Here is a 16950-nt window from a genome sequence, read left to right as displayed (position 1 = left end):
TTGGATAAGGATATCATCAAGTGTCTGGAAGGTGCAATCTAAAATTAGTATTTACTTAGGGAGTTATCGAACAAAAGAGCATTTTTGTTGAATAAAAAAGTAGAAAAGAAAGAGGAATGTTATTTAACATTCCTCTTTTACTATAATTACGAAGGTCTGAACCATGTCTTTTAAAGTGATTATCATCACAAAGTTATCGATGCTTTTGGCATATTCTTTAAGAAGAGTTAATATGATACGATCGATTCCATCATAGATGATAATACTCATGGGTGATGGGGAAGGAAGAAGGAGGAGGGATTTGACGACGGAGGCTTCGAATGGTATTAAGTGCTCTACTGCAAGAATTAAAGGACGAGCATGTGTCATTAATGGCAGATATGGATCTTTCTTTTCTATTTTTATGTAAATAGTTTGTGAAGAATTATACTTAAATTAACGGATGCCGTTAGTTGAAGAAAAGCTCAAAAAGAGTTACTTCATCTTACGTAAATACAAAAAAAATTGGTGCTTATTTTTTTTGTCTCCTTAGCCCAATTCCTTGAGCAACTAGTGATTCCCCCGACTAAGTAAATTGCTGGTTCAAATTCAGCAGGGAACGCTATAGAACTCTTTTTCCTATATAGAACATATAGTAAATAAAAGGGAGATGATTAGTAATGGTAAAAAGTTATTATGTTACATTTGAATATGTAAATGGCAAAACAGCGTGTTATGAACTAGCTCCAGGACGAGGGCTGGCGGGAATAAAGGAACAAATTAAAAAATTTAGGTGGTATGAAGTATCAAGTACAGAGATAGTTAATTTAGATAATGTTTTAAGTGTGAAAATTGAAGATGTTAAATAATGAAAGGAAGGCATCCATAAAGGGTGCTTTTTAGTTTGGTTAAATTTGAATGGTTTTCGAGATTATGTAGTAGCAGATCGACGACAGAGATTAGGAAAACCACTTATGCTTGAACTAATAGAGAAGGCAACAAATTGTGCTGGTTTAGAAAAAATAAACTTTTAACAGTTGTATCTAAAACTACTGCGCAAACAAACGGCTTATAGTAAGCCCAATAAACTCTAGATCGTGGTTAGGATGGAACTTAAAACTCTGGATATAATAACTATTCATACAACAATCAATAGGAGTGGTAAGATGACCGTCAATGATAAGAAGAAACAAAAAACAGTTTTTAGAGATAATCAAGAATTAGTCCCAGAAGATAACCTACCAGGTAATAGGGAGGATCGAAGTGATAAAATGGGTACGTTAAATTCTGAGGAAATTCGATTCGAAAATGCTGACGATATATATGATGAATATTAATAAAATGGTCAAAAGCTTAGCCTCAATCTTCAGCAAACTGGCATGTTATTGAATAAATTTTATTTTGCTTATTAAAGTAACGAGCGCGTTTCTTCAGGATTGGAGGAACGCTTTTCTATTTCAGCCCAAGTAAAAGGAAATTGATGTTAAGATAAAAATAAAGTATTATGGGTTATTAAACTATTAAGCAAGTAGCGCAATAAGAGTGCTACCCAAAATTAACCAATGAATATTCAAATAAGTATAATTATTAAAAGGAGAGGAGGTTTGTTACCCCGACCACATTTAATTATAAAAAGATAACTCGTGTATTATTAATAGCGATCATTATTGTATGAAGCATCTGGAAGCATTGTTGCAAGTGCGTGAAGAATTTAGTGGAAAAATGGAAATGGAAATAGTTGCTTTTCCTCACAAGGGTTAATTTTTTCTAGATCATTTGATGTGATGCAGAAGCTATGAAAATGGGGCTGATCTTGTAGGGGCAGTTGATCCAGGTGGCTAGCCCATCATATCGAATCATGTTGGACAAAAACTTTCTAACTACAATTTATAAAGCTTTCCCCTCAGGAAAAGGTTTTTTTGCATTAGCCATAAAGTTTTAAATTCACTTTAACTTGGATTTGTAACTGATAATATAATAGGCTAATACTTTTTACGACAAATTATAAATAAATTCCCTATAAAACTCATTAATGGGTAGCTGTTTACAATGATTTGGAGTAATATATTGAATAGTCTTTGAAAAAATTGTCGTTTTTTTATTTTTAATTTGCAGAAAATTAAAAATACACTATGAAAAAGTTAGTTACTTTAAAACAATACTTGGTTTAAGACGGAGGCGTTATGAAATTTAGAACGAAGCTTTATACAAGTTTAGGTTCAATCTTAGTGTTAATTGCCATTATAGTCGTTGTTTTACTAAATTTACTTGAACAATCAACGGTAAATATGCATGTACTTGTTCAAAATTTGAATGAACGAATTGAAATGAGTACAGATATTAAGTATGAGGTGGCTAATATTGGTCGGCAGTTGAGAGAGACGGCAGCTGGTCCTACTGGGACTGTTAATCAAGAAGCGTTGAATGCATGGGAGAAATCTCACGTTAATCTGAAACTAGCGATAGAGTCACTTGAGAAAAAGGATACTCAGGAAAAGTCACAAGAATTAATTGCGAAATTCAAGACACTCCATCAATCTTATCAATATAGGGCTCAACAGATTATTACGATCCAAAGTTTGGAATCTGAAATGCAAACAGGATTATGGGAGGAAGCAGAGCTCACAAGACAGAGGATGCTTCAAATTAGTGGAATACTTAATGGGTTACAAGAACAAGAGTTAAAAAATGAGCTTTTTAGATCAAGAGATGCTTATAACTGGGCTGTTAAAATTATTTACATATACTTGGCTGTAGGATTAGTCCTTTTCATTAGCTTAACGATATGGGTGATTAAAAGTATTACAAAAAATCTTAATCATGTAACTTCTGTTATGCAAAGTGTTAAGAATGATGATGTAGCCACATTACCTAGGATCAAAATTGCTTCGAAAGACGAATTTGGTGCTATTGCTCGTGCTTTTAACAAAATGGCTTATACATTAGAGGAACAGAGCAAAATCGAGAAAGAATTAAAAGAGGAGGCAGAAGAGCAGAGTTGGCTTAAAACAAGAATTGCGGAAATAGCTACGATGTTTCCGGAAATTAAAAATGTACAGATGCTGACCGAAATGGTCATAAGGAAAGTTGTTCCTATGGTAGGGGGCAGCTGGGGTGTCTTCTATAGAAAGGAAGTAGAAGGAGATAAAGAATATTTTAAGAGAAGTGCTACTTATGCTATTTCTGGAGAAGGCAAGGGGTATGAACAAATCGTTCAAATGGGACAAGGTTTGATTGGCCAATGTGCTATTGAGAAGCGTCCGATCTTATTAGATGAAATTCCAACTGACTTTATAAAGGTTCAATCTGGTATTGGAGTGGCTAAACCAAAAACCAGCATCATTTTACCTGTACAATTCGAAGGCAATGTAATGGGTGTTATTGAAATCGCTACCTTCAGTACATTTAGTAATTCTCAAGTAAAACTACTAGAAGAGGTTATTAGTAACATTGGGATTACGATGGAAAGCATCGCGAACCATGTGAAGGCAGAAAAGCTCTTACAAGAATCGCAAGCGTTAACAGAAGAGCTTCAAACCCAATCGGAAGAACTACAAGTGCAACAAGAGGAATTAAGGACAACGAATGAAAAGCTTGAGGAGCAATATGAGACGTCTGAGCAAAAGAAGAAAGAGTTAGAGAAAGTTCGCGAGGCATTAGAAGAAAAAGCACAGCAACTCGAACTAAGTTCTCAATATAAATCTGAATTTCTGGCTAATATGTCACATGAGCTCAGAACACCTCTTAACAGTTTATTAATATTAGCAAAAATCCTTTCGGAAAATGGCGATAATAATCTTACGCCTAAACAAGAGGAATATGTTCGAACCATTTATTCCTCAGGTCATGATCTACTTCATTTGATTAACGACATTTTGGACTTGGCCAAGGTAGAATCTGGCAAGTTAGAAGTGATTCCTAAAGAGGTTAAGATAAAAAATATTCAACAGTTTGTATATCGCCAGTTTTCACCTGTTGCTAGACAAAAGAACGTTTCCTTTTCCATTCAAGTGGAGTCAAATGTACCGGAGAATATCTTTACAGATGAGCATCGTTTACAACAAATTCTGAAAAATTTAATCTCGAATGCATTTAAATTTACCGAACATGGAAGTGTGACATTGGTGATTCAAGAGAAACGGATGTTGGATGTAGACCAAACACAGAAGATGCTAGTGTTTTCAGTTATTGATACTGGAATTGGAATAGCAAAAGAAAAGCAAACTACTATTTTTGATGCGTTTAGGCAAGCTGATGGAACGACAAGTCGTCAATATGGAGGTACGGGATTAGGTTTATCTATTAGTAGAGAGATTGCTTATTTATTAGGTGGTTCTATTAAAATAGACAGTGAAGAAGGCAAAGGAAGTAGCTTTATATTGTCTATCCCATACTATCAGTCAGTCGAAACGGTTGAGGATATTCCGTTTAATCAGGAAATCGCAGCTGGCCTTGAGGTAGAACTTTATTTAGAGAAGGAAAATGAAGATCAAGGCAACTTGAATGAAGAAGAAATTAGTATAATTCGACAAAAGAAATCGTTGTTAAGGGATAAGAAAATTCTTATAGTCGATGATGATACTCGTAATGTTTTCGCTTTAACGTCAGCGCTTGAAAAGTATGAAATGGAAATCATTTATGCTGAAAACGGTCGAGAAGGAATAGAGGAACTATTAAGAAATCCTGATACTGATTTAATTCTAATGGACATCATGATGCCTCAGATGGATGGATTCGAGGCAATCCGCAGAATCCGGAAGCTTCCTGACTATAAATCTTTACCGATTATAGCTGTCACGGCAAAGGCGATGAAACATAATCGGGATGAATGTTTAGAGGCTGGAGCAACAGATTATATTAGTAAACCGATAAACGTTGATCAGTTACTATCGCTCATACAAGTATGGTTATACAGAAAGTAGGGAATAAAGATCGCGAACACAACTGCAATGCAAAATCAAATAAGTGAGTTGGAAAAAATTGAAATAGAACTATTACTTGAAGCGATCTACCGCTATTATGGTTATGATTTTAGAAATTATGCCCTACCTTTTATTCAAAGAAGGATCTGGTTTCGCGTTCGTAATGAGAAGCTCTCAACTATTTCAGCTCTACAAGAAAAGGTACTTCACAATCCGGAAGTGATGGAGAGATTGTTTGCTGACTTTTCAATCAATGTAACGGAGATGTTTCGTGATCCCTCGTTCTTTAAGTCCATACGAACAAAGGTAATCCCTTTACTCAGGGAAAATCCCTCCATTCGGATATGGCATGTCGGTTGTTCAACTGGGGAGGAAGTTTATTCAATGGCTATCCTCTTATATGAAGAGGGAATCTATGAAAAAACTCAAATATATGCAACGGATATTAATACCCATATTTTAGAAAAAGCAAAGCAAGGAATTTGTTCAATTGATGGGATGCAGCTTTATACTAAGAATTACTTCGAATCAGGGGGGGAGAGAGCCTTTTCAGAGTATTATAAGGCGGTTGGAAATAGAGTTGTCTTCCAATCTTTTCTTAAGAAAAACATTGTGTTTGCCGAGCATAGCCTTGTCTCTGATCAGTCGTTCAACGAGTTTGATCTAATCATTTGCAGGAATGTTCTGATCTATTTTAATAAGAATCTGCAAAATAAGGTTCATCAACTACTGTATGAAAGTCTTAGATTACGAGGGTTTCTTGGACTAGGTAAAAGAGAGGGGATTGGTTTTTCAAGTTATGAAAACTTTTTCGAAGGATTTGACTCAAAAGAAAAACTCTACCGTAAATGGAAATAGTACTCCTATCAAAAAAGTAAATATTCTAATGGTAGATGATCATCCTGAAAATCTACTAGCATTGGAAGCTGTACTTACGTCTCCTAACTACAATTTGGTTAGCGTAACCTCAGGGAAAGAAGCGTTAAAGTATATGCTTAAACAAGATTTCGCAGTGATTTTATTAGACGTCCAGATGCCTGGCCTTAATGGTTTTGAAATTGCAAAAATAATTAAAGGGAGAGAGAAAACAAAAGATATTCCCATTATCTTTATAACAGCGATTAGTCAAGACGTTGAGCATGTGCAACATGGATATTCTGTCGGCGCTATTGATTATATTTTTAAGCCTTTTCAACCGGAAACATTGAAGCAGAAGATAGAGCAGTTTGTCAGGATACATCAGAAGCACCAGGAGAAGATGATCCAGAATGAATTAGAACGGACGTTTGAACTCAAGGAAGTCAACCAAAAGCTAGATCGCGCTACTTTCGACTTGCGTCGGTCGGAAGCACTAACACAGGCAATTAGTGAGACGTTAATGGACACCATTGTTACCTTTAATGAGCAAGGCTATATTCTTTCAGTAAATCCAGCCGCAACAAAAATGTTCGGATATACAGATGATGATTTATTTGGTCAGCATGTTGTCAAGCTCTTTTTAAACGTAAAGGGAGATAAAGGGAAGGGATCGCCTTATCTTCTTTTTTCGTTAATTGAGGAAGCGGTAGGAAGAGTGGTTGAATCTGTTGCTTTACGTAAAGATGAAACTCGATTTCCTGCTGATATTCAAGTTGTAGAAGTAACAGTTGAAGGTCAACGAATTTTTGTCTGTACGATTCGAGATATTACCGAAAGAAAGGAGATGGAGGAAGTAAAAAAGCAGCAATTTAATAATTTAGAACATCTTGTGTCGGAGCGTACATTAGATCTAGAATTTGCTAATGAAAGACTTCAGAAGGAAATTACGGAGCGGAAAAAAATGGCTGATTTCCTGTTTACCTCTAATGAACGGTTTCGAACTATTTTTGAGTCAAGTCCATCTTTAATAGCCATTTATTCCCTCAAAGAAGACATTCTTATAGATATGAATACGAGCTGGGTGAATGCTACCGAATACAGTTATGATGAGTTAAAAAATGAGAAGCTTGGTGTTCTTAATATAGTAGAAGAGTTAAGTGGAGATTTGGTTGAATTAGACTTACCTGTTCGTAATTTGAAAGTTAGTTATATAACGAAAGGTGGCGAGGTTCGAGCGGGGCTATTATCGACGGAAATGATAGATGTTCATCTTGAACCATGTGCTCTAATTGTATTAACTGACATTACTGAAACCGTTGTTTTGGAAAAAGAAATTTTTCGTTTAGATCGCTTGAATTTAATTGGTGAAATGGCTGCTGGAATAGCTCATGAGATTCGTAATCCTATGACAACGGTTCATGGCTTTCTGCAGCTGGTAAGGAATGACCGTGATGAATTACCTATCGAGATAATTGATTTAATGTTGCAAGAATTAAATCGAGCTAATTCTATTATTACTGAATTTCTCACTTTGGCGAAGGATAAAGTGAGTAATAAAAAAATGCAAAATTTAAATACGATTATTGAAAATTTATTTCCACTCATCCAAGCAGAAGCGCTCCGTTGCAGCAAACATGCCATTATTAATTTAAAACCTTGTCCTGACCTTTTATTAGATCAAAAAGAAATTCGTCAAATCATTTTAAATATAGCATTAAATGGGCTTGATGCCATGTCTTCTAGCGGAGAGCTGTCGATCAAGACGTATACGGATGAACAAAACGTGGTGTTAGAGGTGAAAGATCAAGGAGTTGGTATTAGACCAGAAGTATTAGAAAAAATGGGGACCCCTTTCTTTACTACGAAGGAAGAAGGTACGGGATTGGGGCTAGCCATTTGCTATAGTGTAGCTAAACGTCATCATGCTGATATTCATATTGATACAGGAGAAAAGGGGACAATTTTTTCTGTTTGTTTTAAACGGATAGAATGTAAGTAAAAAAAGAGGAGGAGGAACGTTGAAAAAAAAATCGATTATTATTTTTATTGGTGTCATTATTTTTACAATCTTAATAGGCTATATATCAAAACCGTTTGCAGATGAAAAACCCAAAGTCGTTTTCGTACTTAAAGACTTAAATTCTCAGTATTGGGAAATTGTAAAAGCGGGAGCGGAAAAAGGATTTCGTGATTTTCGGGTAGATGGAAAAGTGGTTGCACCGATTAAAGGATCTGGTGAGGAGCAAAGCAAACTGTTGCGAGGCATCCTTAAAGATAGCCCTGATGTTTTGGTCGTTTCTCCAACTTATGCTCCGATGATTATTCCGATTTTAGATGAATTCGTTGAAAATAATATTCCGGTATTGTTACTAGATACAGATGACCCTTGGGAACAAAAAACGGCATATATTGGAACTAATAACTTTGATTTAGGGAGAAAATCAGGGGCATTATTAGCATCACAACTACAGCCTGGGGATAAAGTGGCAGTTATTGGAGGAGATGGGGAAAGTCCTGTTTCAATTGAACGGATAGGAGGAGCCATAAATAGCTTAGAGGCTGTCCAAATTGACATTGCAACAGTTAAATTGAGTTTATCAAATGAGCCAACACCGATTAAAGAAGCGATGGAAGAGATCCTCAAGGATCACCCTAATATAAAAGGGGTTATAGCTACAAATGATGAGATAGCCTTACAAGTATTTAAAGTTATTGAGGAACATGGCCTTTCTATTCCAGTCACAGGAGCAGATGGGATTATTGAAATGATAGAATTGATCGAAGAGGGAAAAATTCCTGGTACGGTCGCACAGAATCCTTATGATATGGGATACTTAAGCGTAGAAACAGCATTAAAAGTATCAAGAGGAGAAAGGGTTGAAAAAAATATCGATTGTGGTGTAGATATTATTATTAAAGGGAATGCTAAACAGAGGCTAAATTTTTTAAAGGGTTTGTTGAATTGATGTAGCTTACCAAAGTGATCATTAAAGATAATAATGTAAAATCTTTGCTGTAACAAAAGTGAAATCCGATAAAGGGAATCTGAAACATATAGGTGTATCTATGCCTTGGACGGTCCTAAAGTTATTAGTCGTCGAAGGAGATCATCTTATCATTCCAGAAACAATGCAGATGGAAACAATAGTTCAAGCACCATTTAATGGAGAGGTTAAAGAGATTTATGTAACAAATGGCGAAGCAATATAAACAGGAGATTTGAAATGTATGTGAACTCTTCAAAAAAGATTATGTCCTAAGTGAGTAGCTTCTATTTCTAGGAAGGCAACGTATAATCCTTAGTGAAGTTGTGATATGTTTATGATTGATTCAAAACGGCACGATCATATGAGGGAGATTCGTGCTTGGGAGAATGAATTTTGGGACTGGAAGTGTTTGAAGTGATAAAAGCGATTCAGCAATCCTAGAGTTGAAGGATTGAGATCGAATAAACGGTGCTGGTGTGGAGCTAACAGATACTAATCGGCCGAGGGCTTATCCAATATGTAATTCTTGATACGTTTTAATTTGCATTATCTAGTTTTGAGAGAACCATCTCAAATGTGAACTACGATACTTGTTAAGAGAATCCGATGTTCAATATATTAAGTCTGGTGGCGATAGCGAAGAGGTCACACCCGTTCCCATGCCGAACACGGTCGTTAAGCTCTTCAGCGCTGATGGTAGTTGGGGGCTTCCCCCTGGAGAGTAAGACGTTGCCAAGCAAAAAAGACAATCCTTTAGGGTTGTCTTTTTTTCGTTCGTTAAGAAATTTCCCAAAAAAATATTTAATGATTGGTCGATTGTTTAAAATATTGGTACTTAAACAAGTGAGAAACTTTTGTAGAAAAGTTTTTTTCATGTAGAGGGATAAATAGACTTACTCTTATTTTATTTAGTATATCTTTACGGTTCTGTATAAAAAGAAGTCTTTCCATTTTAACTCAAACACTATATCAATAAAAAAGCATGTAAATCCTCCTTTTCCTGTAAATATTAGTTTATATCACATGTCTTTGGAAAATAAAAAAAATACTTGTTGTTAACTATGCTATACTTGTAAACACGTATGAATATTTTATATATTCTGAAAGAAACTACATTTTTAAACTTATAGGCTATTTCTATATGGGATAGGTATTGATTCCTTGACCAAAAATGTAAAATCTCTTTTACGCGGAGATGCAGTAAAAATAGATTTTAGGAGGAAGGCCTTTTGAAAGAAACAGCAATAGTATATTGTGAAAATAATTTTGGAAAAATGGATGGGAAGACAGCCAATGGACTGGTTAGAAGCTCAAGGAAATATGAGATTGTCGGAGTAATTGATAGTACAAAGGTTGGAATGGATGCGGGTGAATGCCTTATAGGAGAAAAAAATGGAATTCCTATCTTCAAGAGCCTTACACATGTATGTGAAAATTTACAGAGTGTCCCTGATCATTTTATTTACGGAATAGCTCCTTCTGAGGCTTTTTTGAAAGAAGATGAGAGAAATCTCCTTTTTAGAGCAATGGAACTAGGGATGAATATTGTTAACCCACTTCATGAATTTTTTACAGATGATGAAGAATTTATAAATCATGCTAAACAGTTTGATGTCACGATCCTTGACGTTAGAAAGCCTCCGCAAAAAAAGGATATGCATCTTTTTTCAGGGAGGATCTTAAATATCGATACACCTATCGTAGCCGTATTAGGCACGGATAGTGCAATAGGCAAGCGAACAACGTCGGTGCTGCTAGAAGATGCTTTACTAGGAAAAGGCTTAAATGTCGCTTTTATTGCAACTGGACAAACGGGGTTAATTCAAGGCGCAAAATACGGTGTTGCCATTGATGCTATTCCATCTCAGTTTATGACAGGTGAGATTGAGAACCAAATTATGAAAGCGTATGAAAACGATAATCCAGATATTATCATCGTTGAAGGTCAAGGGGCATTAAGTCATCCTGCTTATATAAGTTCGTGCGGGATAATAAGGGGATCGAGACCTGGGGCGGTTATCATTCAGCACGCACCTAAACGACTACATTTAGGTGATTTCAGTTATATAGAAATGCCAACGGTAAAAAGCGAGATCGATCTCATTGAAAACTTTTCAAAAGCAAAAGTGATTGCGGTTACTATCAACCATGAAAACATGTCTGATAAAGAACTTACAACAACCATTTCAGAATATGAAGAGGATCTTAAGCTTCCGACGACGGATGCTCTCAAATTCGGGTGCGACAAACTGATCGCAAGTATCTTTGATGCTTACCCTGGTTTGAAAAGTAAACAGAAAAAAGTATTATTTAATTGACCCAGTCTATTACACCACGGGTCGAAATCAACCTTGCAAAAATTGCACATAATGCTGCGAAGCTAGTTGAAATATACGGCTCTAAAAATATTGAGATAATGGGCGTTACAAAAACGGTTTGCGGATCTCCAGAAATAGCAAATATCTTATTGGACCAGGGGATTCGCATGCTCGCAGATTCAAAATTGGTAAATCTCAAAAAAATGCGTGATGCAGGAATAAAGGCAAATTTTGTTCTATTAAGAGCGCCTGCTTTAAGTGAGATTGATTCGGTAATAAAAAATGCCGATATTAGCATTAACACCGAACTTTTCGTTATTAAAAAATTATCTGAAGCCGCTTTGCAATATAACACCGTGCAGAAGATTATTCTAATGATCGAAATGGGAGATTTAAGAGAAGGGATCATGCCCGCAAATCTTGAGACTTTTATTCAAGAGGTGTTGACCCTTCAAGGGATTGAAATTGTAGGTATAGGTGTGAATTTTGCTTGTTTTGGAGGAGTCAAACCAAGCAAACAAAAAATGAACGATTTTTCTAAACTGGCTAGCAGAGTTGAAGCAAAATTTTCTCTTCCTCTTTCATATGTATCGGGTGGAAATTCAGCCAATTATAATTGGTTTATGACTTCTGAAAGTGTTGGAAAAGTAAACAACTTACGGTTGGGTGAATCTATTTATTTAGGACGTGAAACCTTAAATCGAATGGCAATTCCAGAATTGTATACTGACGCGTTCACTTTCGTTACCGAAATTATTGAATCGAAAACAAAACCTTCTATACCTTATGGAGAAATAGGTCAGAATGCATTTGGGGTCTTTCCAAAATTTCGAGATCGCGGTCAAATAAGTAGAATTATTATTGGAGTAGGGAGTCAAGACGTAATGGTGGCTGGACTAATACCGACGTTGGATATTGATATTCTTGGTTCAAGCAGCGATCATACTGTATTTGATGCAAAAAAAAGTAACCTAATGGTAGGAGATGAAGTAACTTTCAATCTGAACTACGGTGCGCTTCTTTCGATAATGACTTCCCCTTACGTATATAAAAAGTACAGTAACATTATTTAAAACAATGAGTACTTTTACCAATAAGGCACTTTTCCGTTTTAGGAAAAGTGCCTTATTCAATTTAATTGAAAAAAACAATAAACCTAGTTAGGCAGTAAAATTCAATCCTTTGCTACCATATTCGGTACGACCTTGCTCTTCATTTTAGGAAACAGTATCGCGATAGGTGTATCTATTTCCTTGCTCCCGATTATAGTAGTAGATTTGATGATTTCTTCTTTATCTATCTTTTTCAAATAGGTTGGCTGAATTACATTTCGAGTTTTGAGGGGGAGTTAAAAGACAAAAGGAAACTGCTATTAATGAAATATCAGTTGATAGTCAGAACTAATTATGTTGAGTTATTAAATCTAGCCGAAAAAATTAATTCCAAATTATCTATTGCGTAGAATTATTTATCGTGGTATAGTATTACTTGTCGCTGTTAACAACTGGTTGTTCCATAATATTTTTGTAAGAGATTGGAAAGAAGAAATAGAACTAAATAGTTGCGCAGAAATAATATTTTTGTTATTATAATAGATGTAGCCAATGAGTGGTGAAGAGACATATCCTATGATGTGCGTAAACCTTATTTGTTTTAAGCCGTATTGTTTTAAAGGGATTCTTACATTTGTTAACTGATGCTATGCCTGTCATTTATTCAGGATTGCAAGAAGTTAATATGCGGAAACCCACCTGCTTAGAGCGGGTTCAAAAAACAGCTAGGGTGACGGCATAGATGGGAATTGATTTTTTATACATACCGTGCTAGATGGGGAGTTGGCGGTGCCCTGTAACCCGCAATCCGCCTTAGCGGGGTTGAATTCCATTCAGCGGTACGGTTCATGTAAGGTTTGCCTTATGCAAGCGGTGATGACTATCGGGGTCTACGCAACAGAAACCTATGAAACTGGTCAGGTCCGGAAGGGAGCAGCCATAAGTAGACCATTCTGTGTGCCGTAGATAGCCCTGATTGAGCTGGCTACATTAGTTACACTTATGTGACCGTATCAATGAAAGGTGCACGGTTATAACTATTTAAATATATTATGGTTTTAAGCAGTTGTGAGGACGTCATATTTTTAATAAATATGATAATGTTTTTAATATGGATTATCTAATTTTGAGAGAAGTATCTTTAAAGTGATCTATTAACAATCTAATGTTCAAGAGATATTTTTTAAAAAAATATCTCATAGTCTGGTGGCGATAGCAAAGAGGTCACACTCGTTCCCATGCCGAACACGGTCGTTAAGCTCCTTTGCGCCAATGGTAGTTGGGGTTTCCCCCTGTGAGAGTAGGACGTTGCCAGGCATTGTATATATTTATTAATTTTTTTGCTTGAAATATATTCAAATAGAAGTAAGGATATGATAAATTATTTATTCCGTTGAGAATTTTTGCAATTCGATTTAAAAACATTCGTTAATATAGTTGCGCGGAATTGTTTTATGTGATATAGTGTTAATTGTTGGTGGCGATACATTATATAAAATAATCATCATTAACCGAATGGTGTTTGTTCTGGGGCCTTAGCTCAGCTGGGAGAGCGCCTGCCTTGCACGCAGGAGGTCAGCGGTTCGATCCCGCTAGGCTCCACCAATTTGGACTTTTAGCTCAGTTGGTTAGAGCGGTCGGCTCATAACCGATTGGTCGTAGGTTCGAGTCCTACAGGGTCCACCTAACATAATATGGAGGAATACCCAAGTCTGGCTGAAGGGATCGGTCTTGAAAACCGACAGGCGGGTTAAACCGCGCGGGGGTTCGAATCCCTCTTCCTCCTCCATTATTTAGAGAATACTATATAACGACGCGGGGTGGAGCAGTCTGGTAGCTCGTCGGGCTCATAACCCGAAGGTCGGCGGTTCAAATCCGCCCCCCGCAATACCGAAAATTTCCGGTAGTTCAGTTGGTTAGATTGCCTGCCTGTCACGCAGGAGGTCGCGGGTTCGAGTCCCGTCTGGACTGCCATTTTTAGGGGCATAGTTTAACGGTAGAACAGAGGTCTCCAAAACCTCCGATGTGGGTTCGATTCCTACTGCCCCTGCCAATTAACTGTACATGGCGATTGTGGCGAAGTGGTTAACGCACCGGATTGTGATTCCGGCATTCGTGGGTTCAATTCCCATCAGTCGCCCCATTATTTTTTACTTCTTATATTGGGCTATCGCCAAGCGGTAAGGCAACGGATTTTGATTCCGTCATGCGTTGGTTCGAATCCAGCTAGCCCAGCCAATGCGGAAGTAGTTCAGTGGTAGAACACCACCTTGCCAAGGTGGGGGTCGCGAGTTCGAATCTCGTCTTCCGCTCTTTCTTTAAAGTGGCGGTATAGCCAAGTGGTAAGGCGCGGGTCTGCAAAACCTTTATCCCCGGTTCAAATCCGGGTACCGCCTTTATGAGTTTTTACCTTGCCGGGGTGGTGGAATTGGCAGACACACAGGACTTAAAATCCTGCGGTAGGTGACTATCGTGCCGGTTCAAGTCCGGCCCTCGGCACCATATAATGCGCCCTTAGCTCAGCTGGATAGAGTATTTGACTTCGAATCAAAGGGTCGGGAGTTCGAATCTCTCAGGGCGCACCATTATATTTTTGGACAAGAGCAATTAATGCTATCGGGAAGTGGCTCAGCTTGGTAGAGCACCTGGTTTGGGACCAGGGGGTCGCAGGTTCAAATCCTGTCTTCCCGACCATCATTTTATTTATATGCGGGTGTAGTTTAGTGGTAAAACCTCAGCCTTCCAAGCTGATGATGTGAGTTCGATTCTCATCACCCGCTCCAATAATTGAGGGCCTATAGCTCAGCTGGTTAGAGCGCACGCCTGATAAGCGTGAGGTCGGTGGTTCGAGTCCACTTAGGCCCACCATATTCCACAGTAGCTCAGTGGTAGAGCAATCGGCTGTTAACCGATCGGTCGTAGGTTCGAGTCCTACCTGTGGAGCCATGGAGAAGTACCCAAGTGGCTGAAGGGGCGCCCCTGCTAAGGGTGTAGGTCGTTTACGCGGCGCGAGGGTTCAAATCCCTCCTTCTCCGCCATTTTTTAGATGGCCCGTTGGTCAAGCGGTTAAGACACCGCCCTTTCACGGCGGTAACACGGGTTCGAATCCCGTACGGGTCACCATTAGTTTCAAATATAGTTGGAGGATTAGCTCAGCTGGGAGAGCACCTGCCTTACAAGCAGGGGGTCGGCGGTTCGATCCCGTCATCCTCCACCATATTTATTTAAATATAACATCTGCAATTTTTATAATGACGCGGGGTGGAGCAGTCTGGTAGCTCGTCGGGCTCATAACCCGAAGGTCGGTGGTTCAAATCCGCCCCCCGCAATTACCATTAATGGTCCGGTAGTTCAGTTGGTTAGAATGCCTGCCTGTCACGCAGGAGGTCGCGGGTTCGAGTCCCGTCCGGACCGCCATTTATATTTAAAAATTGGCTCAGTAGCTCAGTCGGTAGAGCAATGGACTGAAAATCCATGTGTCGGCGGTTCGATTCCGTCCTGAGCCACCATTCATGCCGGCCTAGCTCAATTGGTAGAGCAACTGACTTGTAATCAGTAGGTTGGGGGTTCAAGTCCTCTGGCTGGCACCATTTCGAGACATTAGCTCAGTTACGAGCAATTCTCCTTGAAATACTATGAGTTGTTCCGACACAGCAAGCGATGTAGCTAAGCTGGTAGAGGAAGAAACAGGGGAGACTTCGAAGCAATTCATCGTCCGTAAGCAACATAATTTAACTTCAAGAGCCATTAGCTCAGTTGGTAGAGCATCTGACTTTTAATCAGAGGGTCGAAGGTTCGAATCCTTCATGGCTCACCATATAGTTTAATAAATATGCGGGTGTGGCGGAATTGGCAGACGCGCTAGACTTAGGATCTAGTGTCTTATGACGTGGGGGTTCGACTCCCTTCACCCGCACCAATTATTGCCAGTAATGTTATTGCGGTAAAAATCTTGCTTTTTTCAAGGTTGAGATGTTATAATATTTATTATCGCTGCTGAAGAGTGGAGATTTATACTTTTAAGGTAGTTGCGCAGAACTTAATTGTATGTCATACTAATTAAGTGCTTGCAAGAAAGTTAAATAGTTCTTTGAAAACTGAACAAAAGCCAAGCGAAAAGAGATAACATGATTATCTCGTCAATTTTTAGTAATTTAGCAAAATTACATTGTTATATCGCTAGCGTGATATATAACTTGAGCTTTGTTGCAACACTTACGTGAAGCAACTCAAACACTTTTATGGAGAGTTTGATCCTGGCTCAGGACGAACGCTGGCGGCGTGCCTAATACATGCAAGTCGAGCGAACCAATGGGAGCTTGCTCCTAGAGGTTAGCGGCGGACGGGTGAGTAACACGTGGGCAACCTGCCCTGTAGATCGGGATAACATCGAGAAATCGGTGCTAATACCGGATGATTTCTAGAATCTCATGGTTTTAGAATAAAAGATGGCTCTGGCTATCACTACGGGATGGGCCCGCGGCGCATTAGCTAGTTGGTAAGGTAATGGCTTACCAAGGCGACGATGCGTAGCCGACCTGAGAGGGTGATCGGCCACACTGGGACTGAGACACGGCCCAGACTCCTACGGGAGGCAGCAGTAGGGAATCTTCCGCAATGGACGAAAGTCTGACGGAGCAACGCCGCGTGAGTGATGAAGGTTTTCGGATCGTAAAGCTCTGTTGTTAGGGAAGAACAAGTATCGTTCGAATAGGGCGGTACCTTGACGGTACCTAACCAGAAAGCCACGGCTAACTACGTGCCAGCAGCCGCGGTAATACGTAGGTGGCAAGCGTTGTCCGGAATTATTGGGCGTAAAGCGCGCGCAGGCGGT

At 38.5% G+C, this 16950-nt stretch carries 9 protein-coding genes, 25 tRNA genes, 3 rRNA genes and 2 other RNA genes; all 39 read left to right on the top strand.

Translation table 11 applies throughout. The features are described 5' to 3' along the window. Positions 1-659 precede the first annotated feature (659 nt). Positions 660-848 carry a hypothetical protein gene (locus LDX58_RS23330; protein WP_227939851.1) on the top strand — a complete coding sequence of 63 codons (189 nt, stop codon included), beginning with the start codon at positions 660-662 and terminating at the stop codon, positions 846-848. A gap of 297 nt (positions 849-1145) precedes the next feature. Then, positions 1146-1316, top strand: a complete 171-nt coding sequence (locus LDX58_RS23325; protein ID WP_227939849.1) for a hypothetical protein — start codon at positions 1146-1148, stop codon at positions 1314-1316. 846 nt (positions 1317-2162) lie between these two features. After that, positions 2163-4901 carry a response regulator gene (locus tag LDX58_RS23320; RefSeq protein WP_227939848.1) on the top strand — a complete coding sequence of 913 codons (2739 nt, stop codon included), beginning with the start codon at positions 2163-2165 and terminating at the stop codon, positions 4899-4901. Positions 4902-4928: 27 nt separating this feature from the next. Then, the gene (locus LDX58_RS23315) at positions 4929-5759 is read left to right on the top strand and encodes a CheR family methyltransferase (RefSeq protein WP_227939846.1); all 831 of its coding nucleotides are present in this window, start codon (positions 4929-4931) and stop codon (positions 5757-5759) included. Then, the gene (locus tag LDX58_RS23310; protein ID WP_227939844.1) at positions 5701-7758 is read left to right on the top strand and encodes a response regulator; all 2058 of its coding nucleotides are present in this window, start codon (positions 5701-5703) and stop codon (positions 7756-7758) included. Before LDX58_RS23315 ends, LDX58_RS23310 begins: the two co-directional genes overlap by 59 nt. Before the next feature lie 19 nt (positions 7759-7777). Next, positions 7778-8725, top strand: a complete 948-nt coding sequence (locus LDX58_RS23305) for a sugar ABC transporter substrate-binding protein (RefSeq protein ID WP_227939842.1) — start codon at positions 7778-7780, stop codon at positions 8723-8725. A gap of 100 nt (positions 8726-8825) precedes the next feature. Further along, positions 8826-8969, top strand: coding sequence for a biotin/lipoyl-containing protein (locus LDX58_RS23300; RefSeq protein ID WP_227939840.1), 144 nt, complete (start codon positions 8826-8828; stop codon positions 8967-8969). A 400-nt stretch (positions 8970-9369) separates the two neighbouring features. Further along, a 5S ribosomal RNA gene (gene rrf, locus LDX58_RS23295) occupies positions 9370-9484 on the top strand. Positions 9485-9975: 491 nt separating this feature from the next. Beyond that, positions 9976-11064: an N-acetyltransferase DgcN family protein gene (locus LDX58_RS23290; RefSeq protein WP_227939838.1), complete on the top strand. Its 1089-nt coding sequence runs from the start codon at positions 9976-9978 to the stop codon at positions 11062-11064. After that, positions 11061-12137 carry an alanine/ornithine racemase family PLP-dependent enzyme gene (locus tag LDX58_RS23285; protein ID WP_227939835.1) on the top strand — a complete coding sequence of 359 codons (1077 nt, stop codon included), beginning with the start codon at positions 11061-11063 and terminating at the stop codon, positions 12135-12137. The genes LDX58_RS23290 and LDX58_RS23285 overlap by 4 nt, the downstream gene beginning before the upstream one ends. Before the next feature lie 547 nt (positions 12138-12684). Then, positions 12685-12869: non-coding RNA, 6S RNA (gene ssrS, locus LDX58_RS23280), on the top strand. 13 nt (positions 12870-12882) lie between these two features. Beyond that, an RNA gene (ffs, locus tag LDX58_RS23275) (signal recognition particle sRNA large type) lies at positions 12883-13147 on the top strand. Between the two features lie 171 nt (positions 13148-13318). After that, positions 13319-13433: ribosomal RNA gene (gene rrf, locus LDX58_RS23270) — 5S ribosomal RNA — on the top strand. A gap of 212 nt (positions 13434-13645) precedes the next feature. Next, positions 13646-13721: transfer RNA gene (locus LDX58_RS23265), tRNA-Ala, on the top strand. A gap of 4 nt (positions 13722-13725) precedes the next feature. Then, positions 13726-13799: transfer RNA gene (locus tag LDX58_RS23260), tRNA-Ile, on the top strand. Positions 13800-13812: 13 nt separating this feature from the next. Further along, positions 13813-13905, top strand: a tRNA-Ser gene (locus LDX58_RS23255). 25 nt (positions 13906-13930) lie between these two features. Beyond that, positions 13931-14004, top strand: a tRNA-Met gene (locus LDX58_RS23250). Between the two features lie 8 nt (positions 14005-14012). Continuing rightward, positions 14013-14090: transfer RNA gene (locus LDX58_RS23245), tRNA-Asp, on the top strand. A gap of 5 nt (positions 14091-14095) precedes the next feature. After that, positions 14096-14169, top strand: a tRNA-Trp gene (locus tag LDX58_RS23240). Between the two features lie 14 nt (positions 14170-14183). Further along, positions 14184-14259: transfer RNA gene (locus LDX58_RS23235), tRNA-His, on the top strand. Between the two features lie 20 nt (positions 14260-14279). Continuing rightward, positions 14280-14354 (top strand) — tRNA-Gln (locus LDX58_RS23230). Positions 14355-14356: 2 nt separating this feature from the next. Next, positions 14357-14428, top strand: a tRNA-Gly gene (locus tag LDX58_RS23225). Positions 14429-14441: 13 nt separating this feature from the next. Beyond that, positions 14442-14512 (top strand) — tRNA-Cys (locus LDX58_RS23220). A 17-nt stretch (positions 14513-14529) separates the two neighbouring features. Next, a tRNA-Leu gene (locus LDX58_RS23215) sits at positions 14530-14618 on the top strand. Positions 14619-14624: 6 nt separating this feature from the next. Beyond that, a tRNA-Arg gene (locus LDX58_RS23210) sits at positions 14625-14701 on the top strand. A 32-nt stretch (positions 14702-14733) separates the two neighbouring features. Continuing rightward, positions 14734-14810: transfer RNA gene (locus LDX58_RS23205), tRNA-Pro, on the top strand. A gap of 15 nt (positions 14811-14825) precedes the next feature. After that, positions 14826-14899, top strand: a tRNA-Gly gene (locus LDX58_RS23200). An 8-nt stretch (positions 14900-14907) separates the two neighbouring features. Next, positions 14908-14984, top strand: a tRNA-Ile gene (locus tag LDX58_RS23195). Positions 14985-14987: 3 nt separating this feature from the next. After that, positions 14988-15062 (top strand) — tRNA-Asn (locus LDX58_RS23190). A 1-nt stretch (position 15063) separates the two neighbouring features. Beyond that, positions 15064-15154, top strand: a tRNA-Ser gene (locus LDX58_RS23185). Between the two features lie 10 nt (positions 15155-15164). Further along, positions 15165-15239 (top strand) — tRNA-Glu (locus LDX58_RS23180). Between the two features lie 18 nt (positions 15240-15257). Further along, positions 15258-15333, top strand: a tRNA-Val gene (locus LDX58_RS23175). Positions 15334-15371: 38 nt separating this feature from the next. Continuing rightward, a tRNA-Met gene (locus LDX58_RS23170) sits at positions 15372-15445 on the top strand. Between the two features lie 11 nt (positions 15446-15456). Beyond that, positions 15457-15533, top strand: a tRNA-Asp gene (locus LDX58_RS23165). A gap of 16 nt (positions 15534-15549) precedes the next feature. Then, a tRNA-Phe gene (locus LDX58_RS23160) sits at positions 15550-15625 on the top strand. Positions 15626-15630: 5 nt separating this feature from the next. Next, positions 15631-15706 (top strand) — tRNA-Thr (locus LDX58_RS23155). A 151-nt stretch (positions 15707-15857) separates the two neighbouring features. Then, positions 15858-15933: transfer RNA gene (locus tag LDX58_RS23150), tRNA-Lys, on the top strand. Between the two features lie 17 nt (positions 15934-15950). Continuing rightward, positions 15951-16035: transfer RNA gene (locus LDX58_RS23145), tRNA-Leu, on the top strand. Positions 16036-16354: 319 nt separating this feature from the next. Further along, positions 16355-16950, top strand: a 16S ribosomal RNA gene (locus tag LDX58_RS23140); the annotation flags it as partial.

This window comes from Alkalihalobacillus deserti, from assembly GCF_020734105.1.
Taxonomy (GTDB): Bacteria; Bacillota; Bacilli; order Bacillales; family Bacillaceae_D; genus Halalkalibacter; species Halalkalibacter deserti.
The sequence above is the reverse complement of the archived record's forward strand: the minus strand, read 5'-3'. Positions and strand labels throughout refer to the sequence as shown.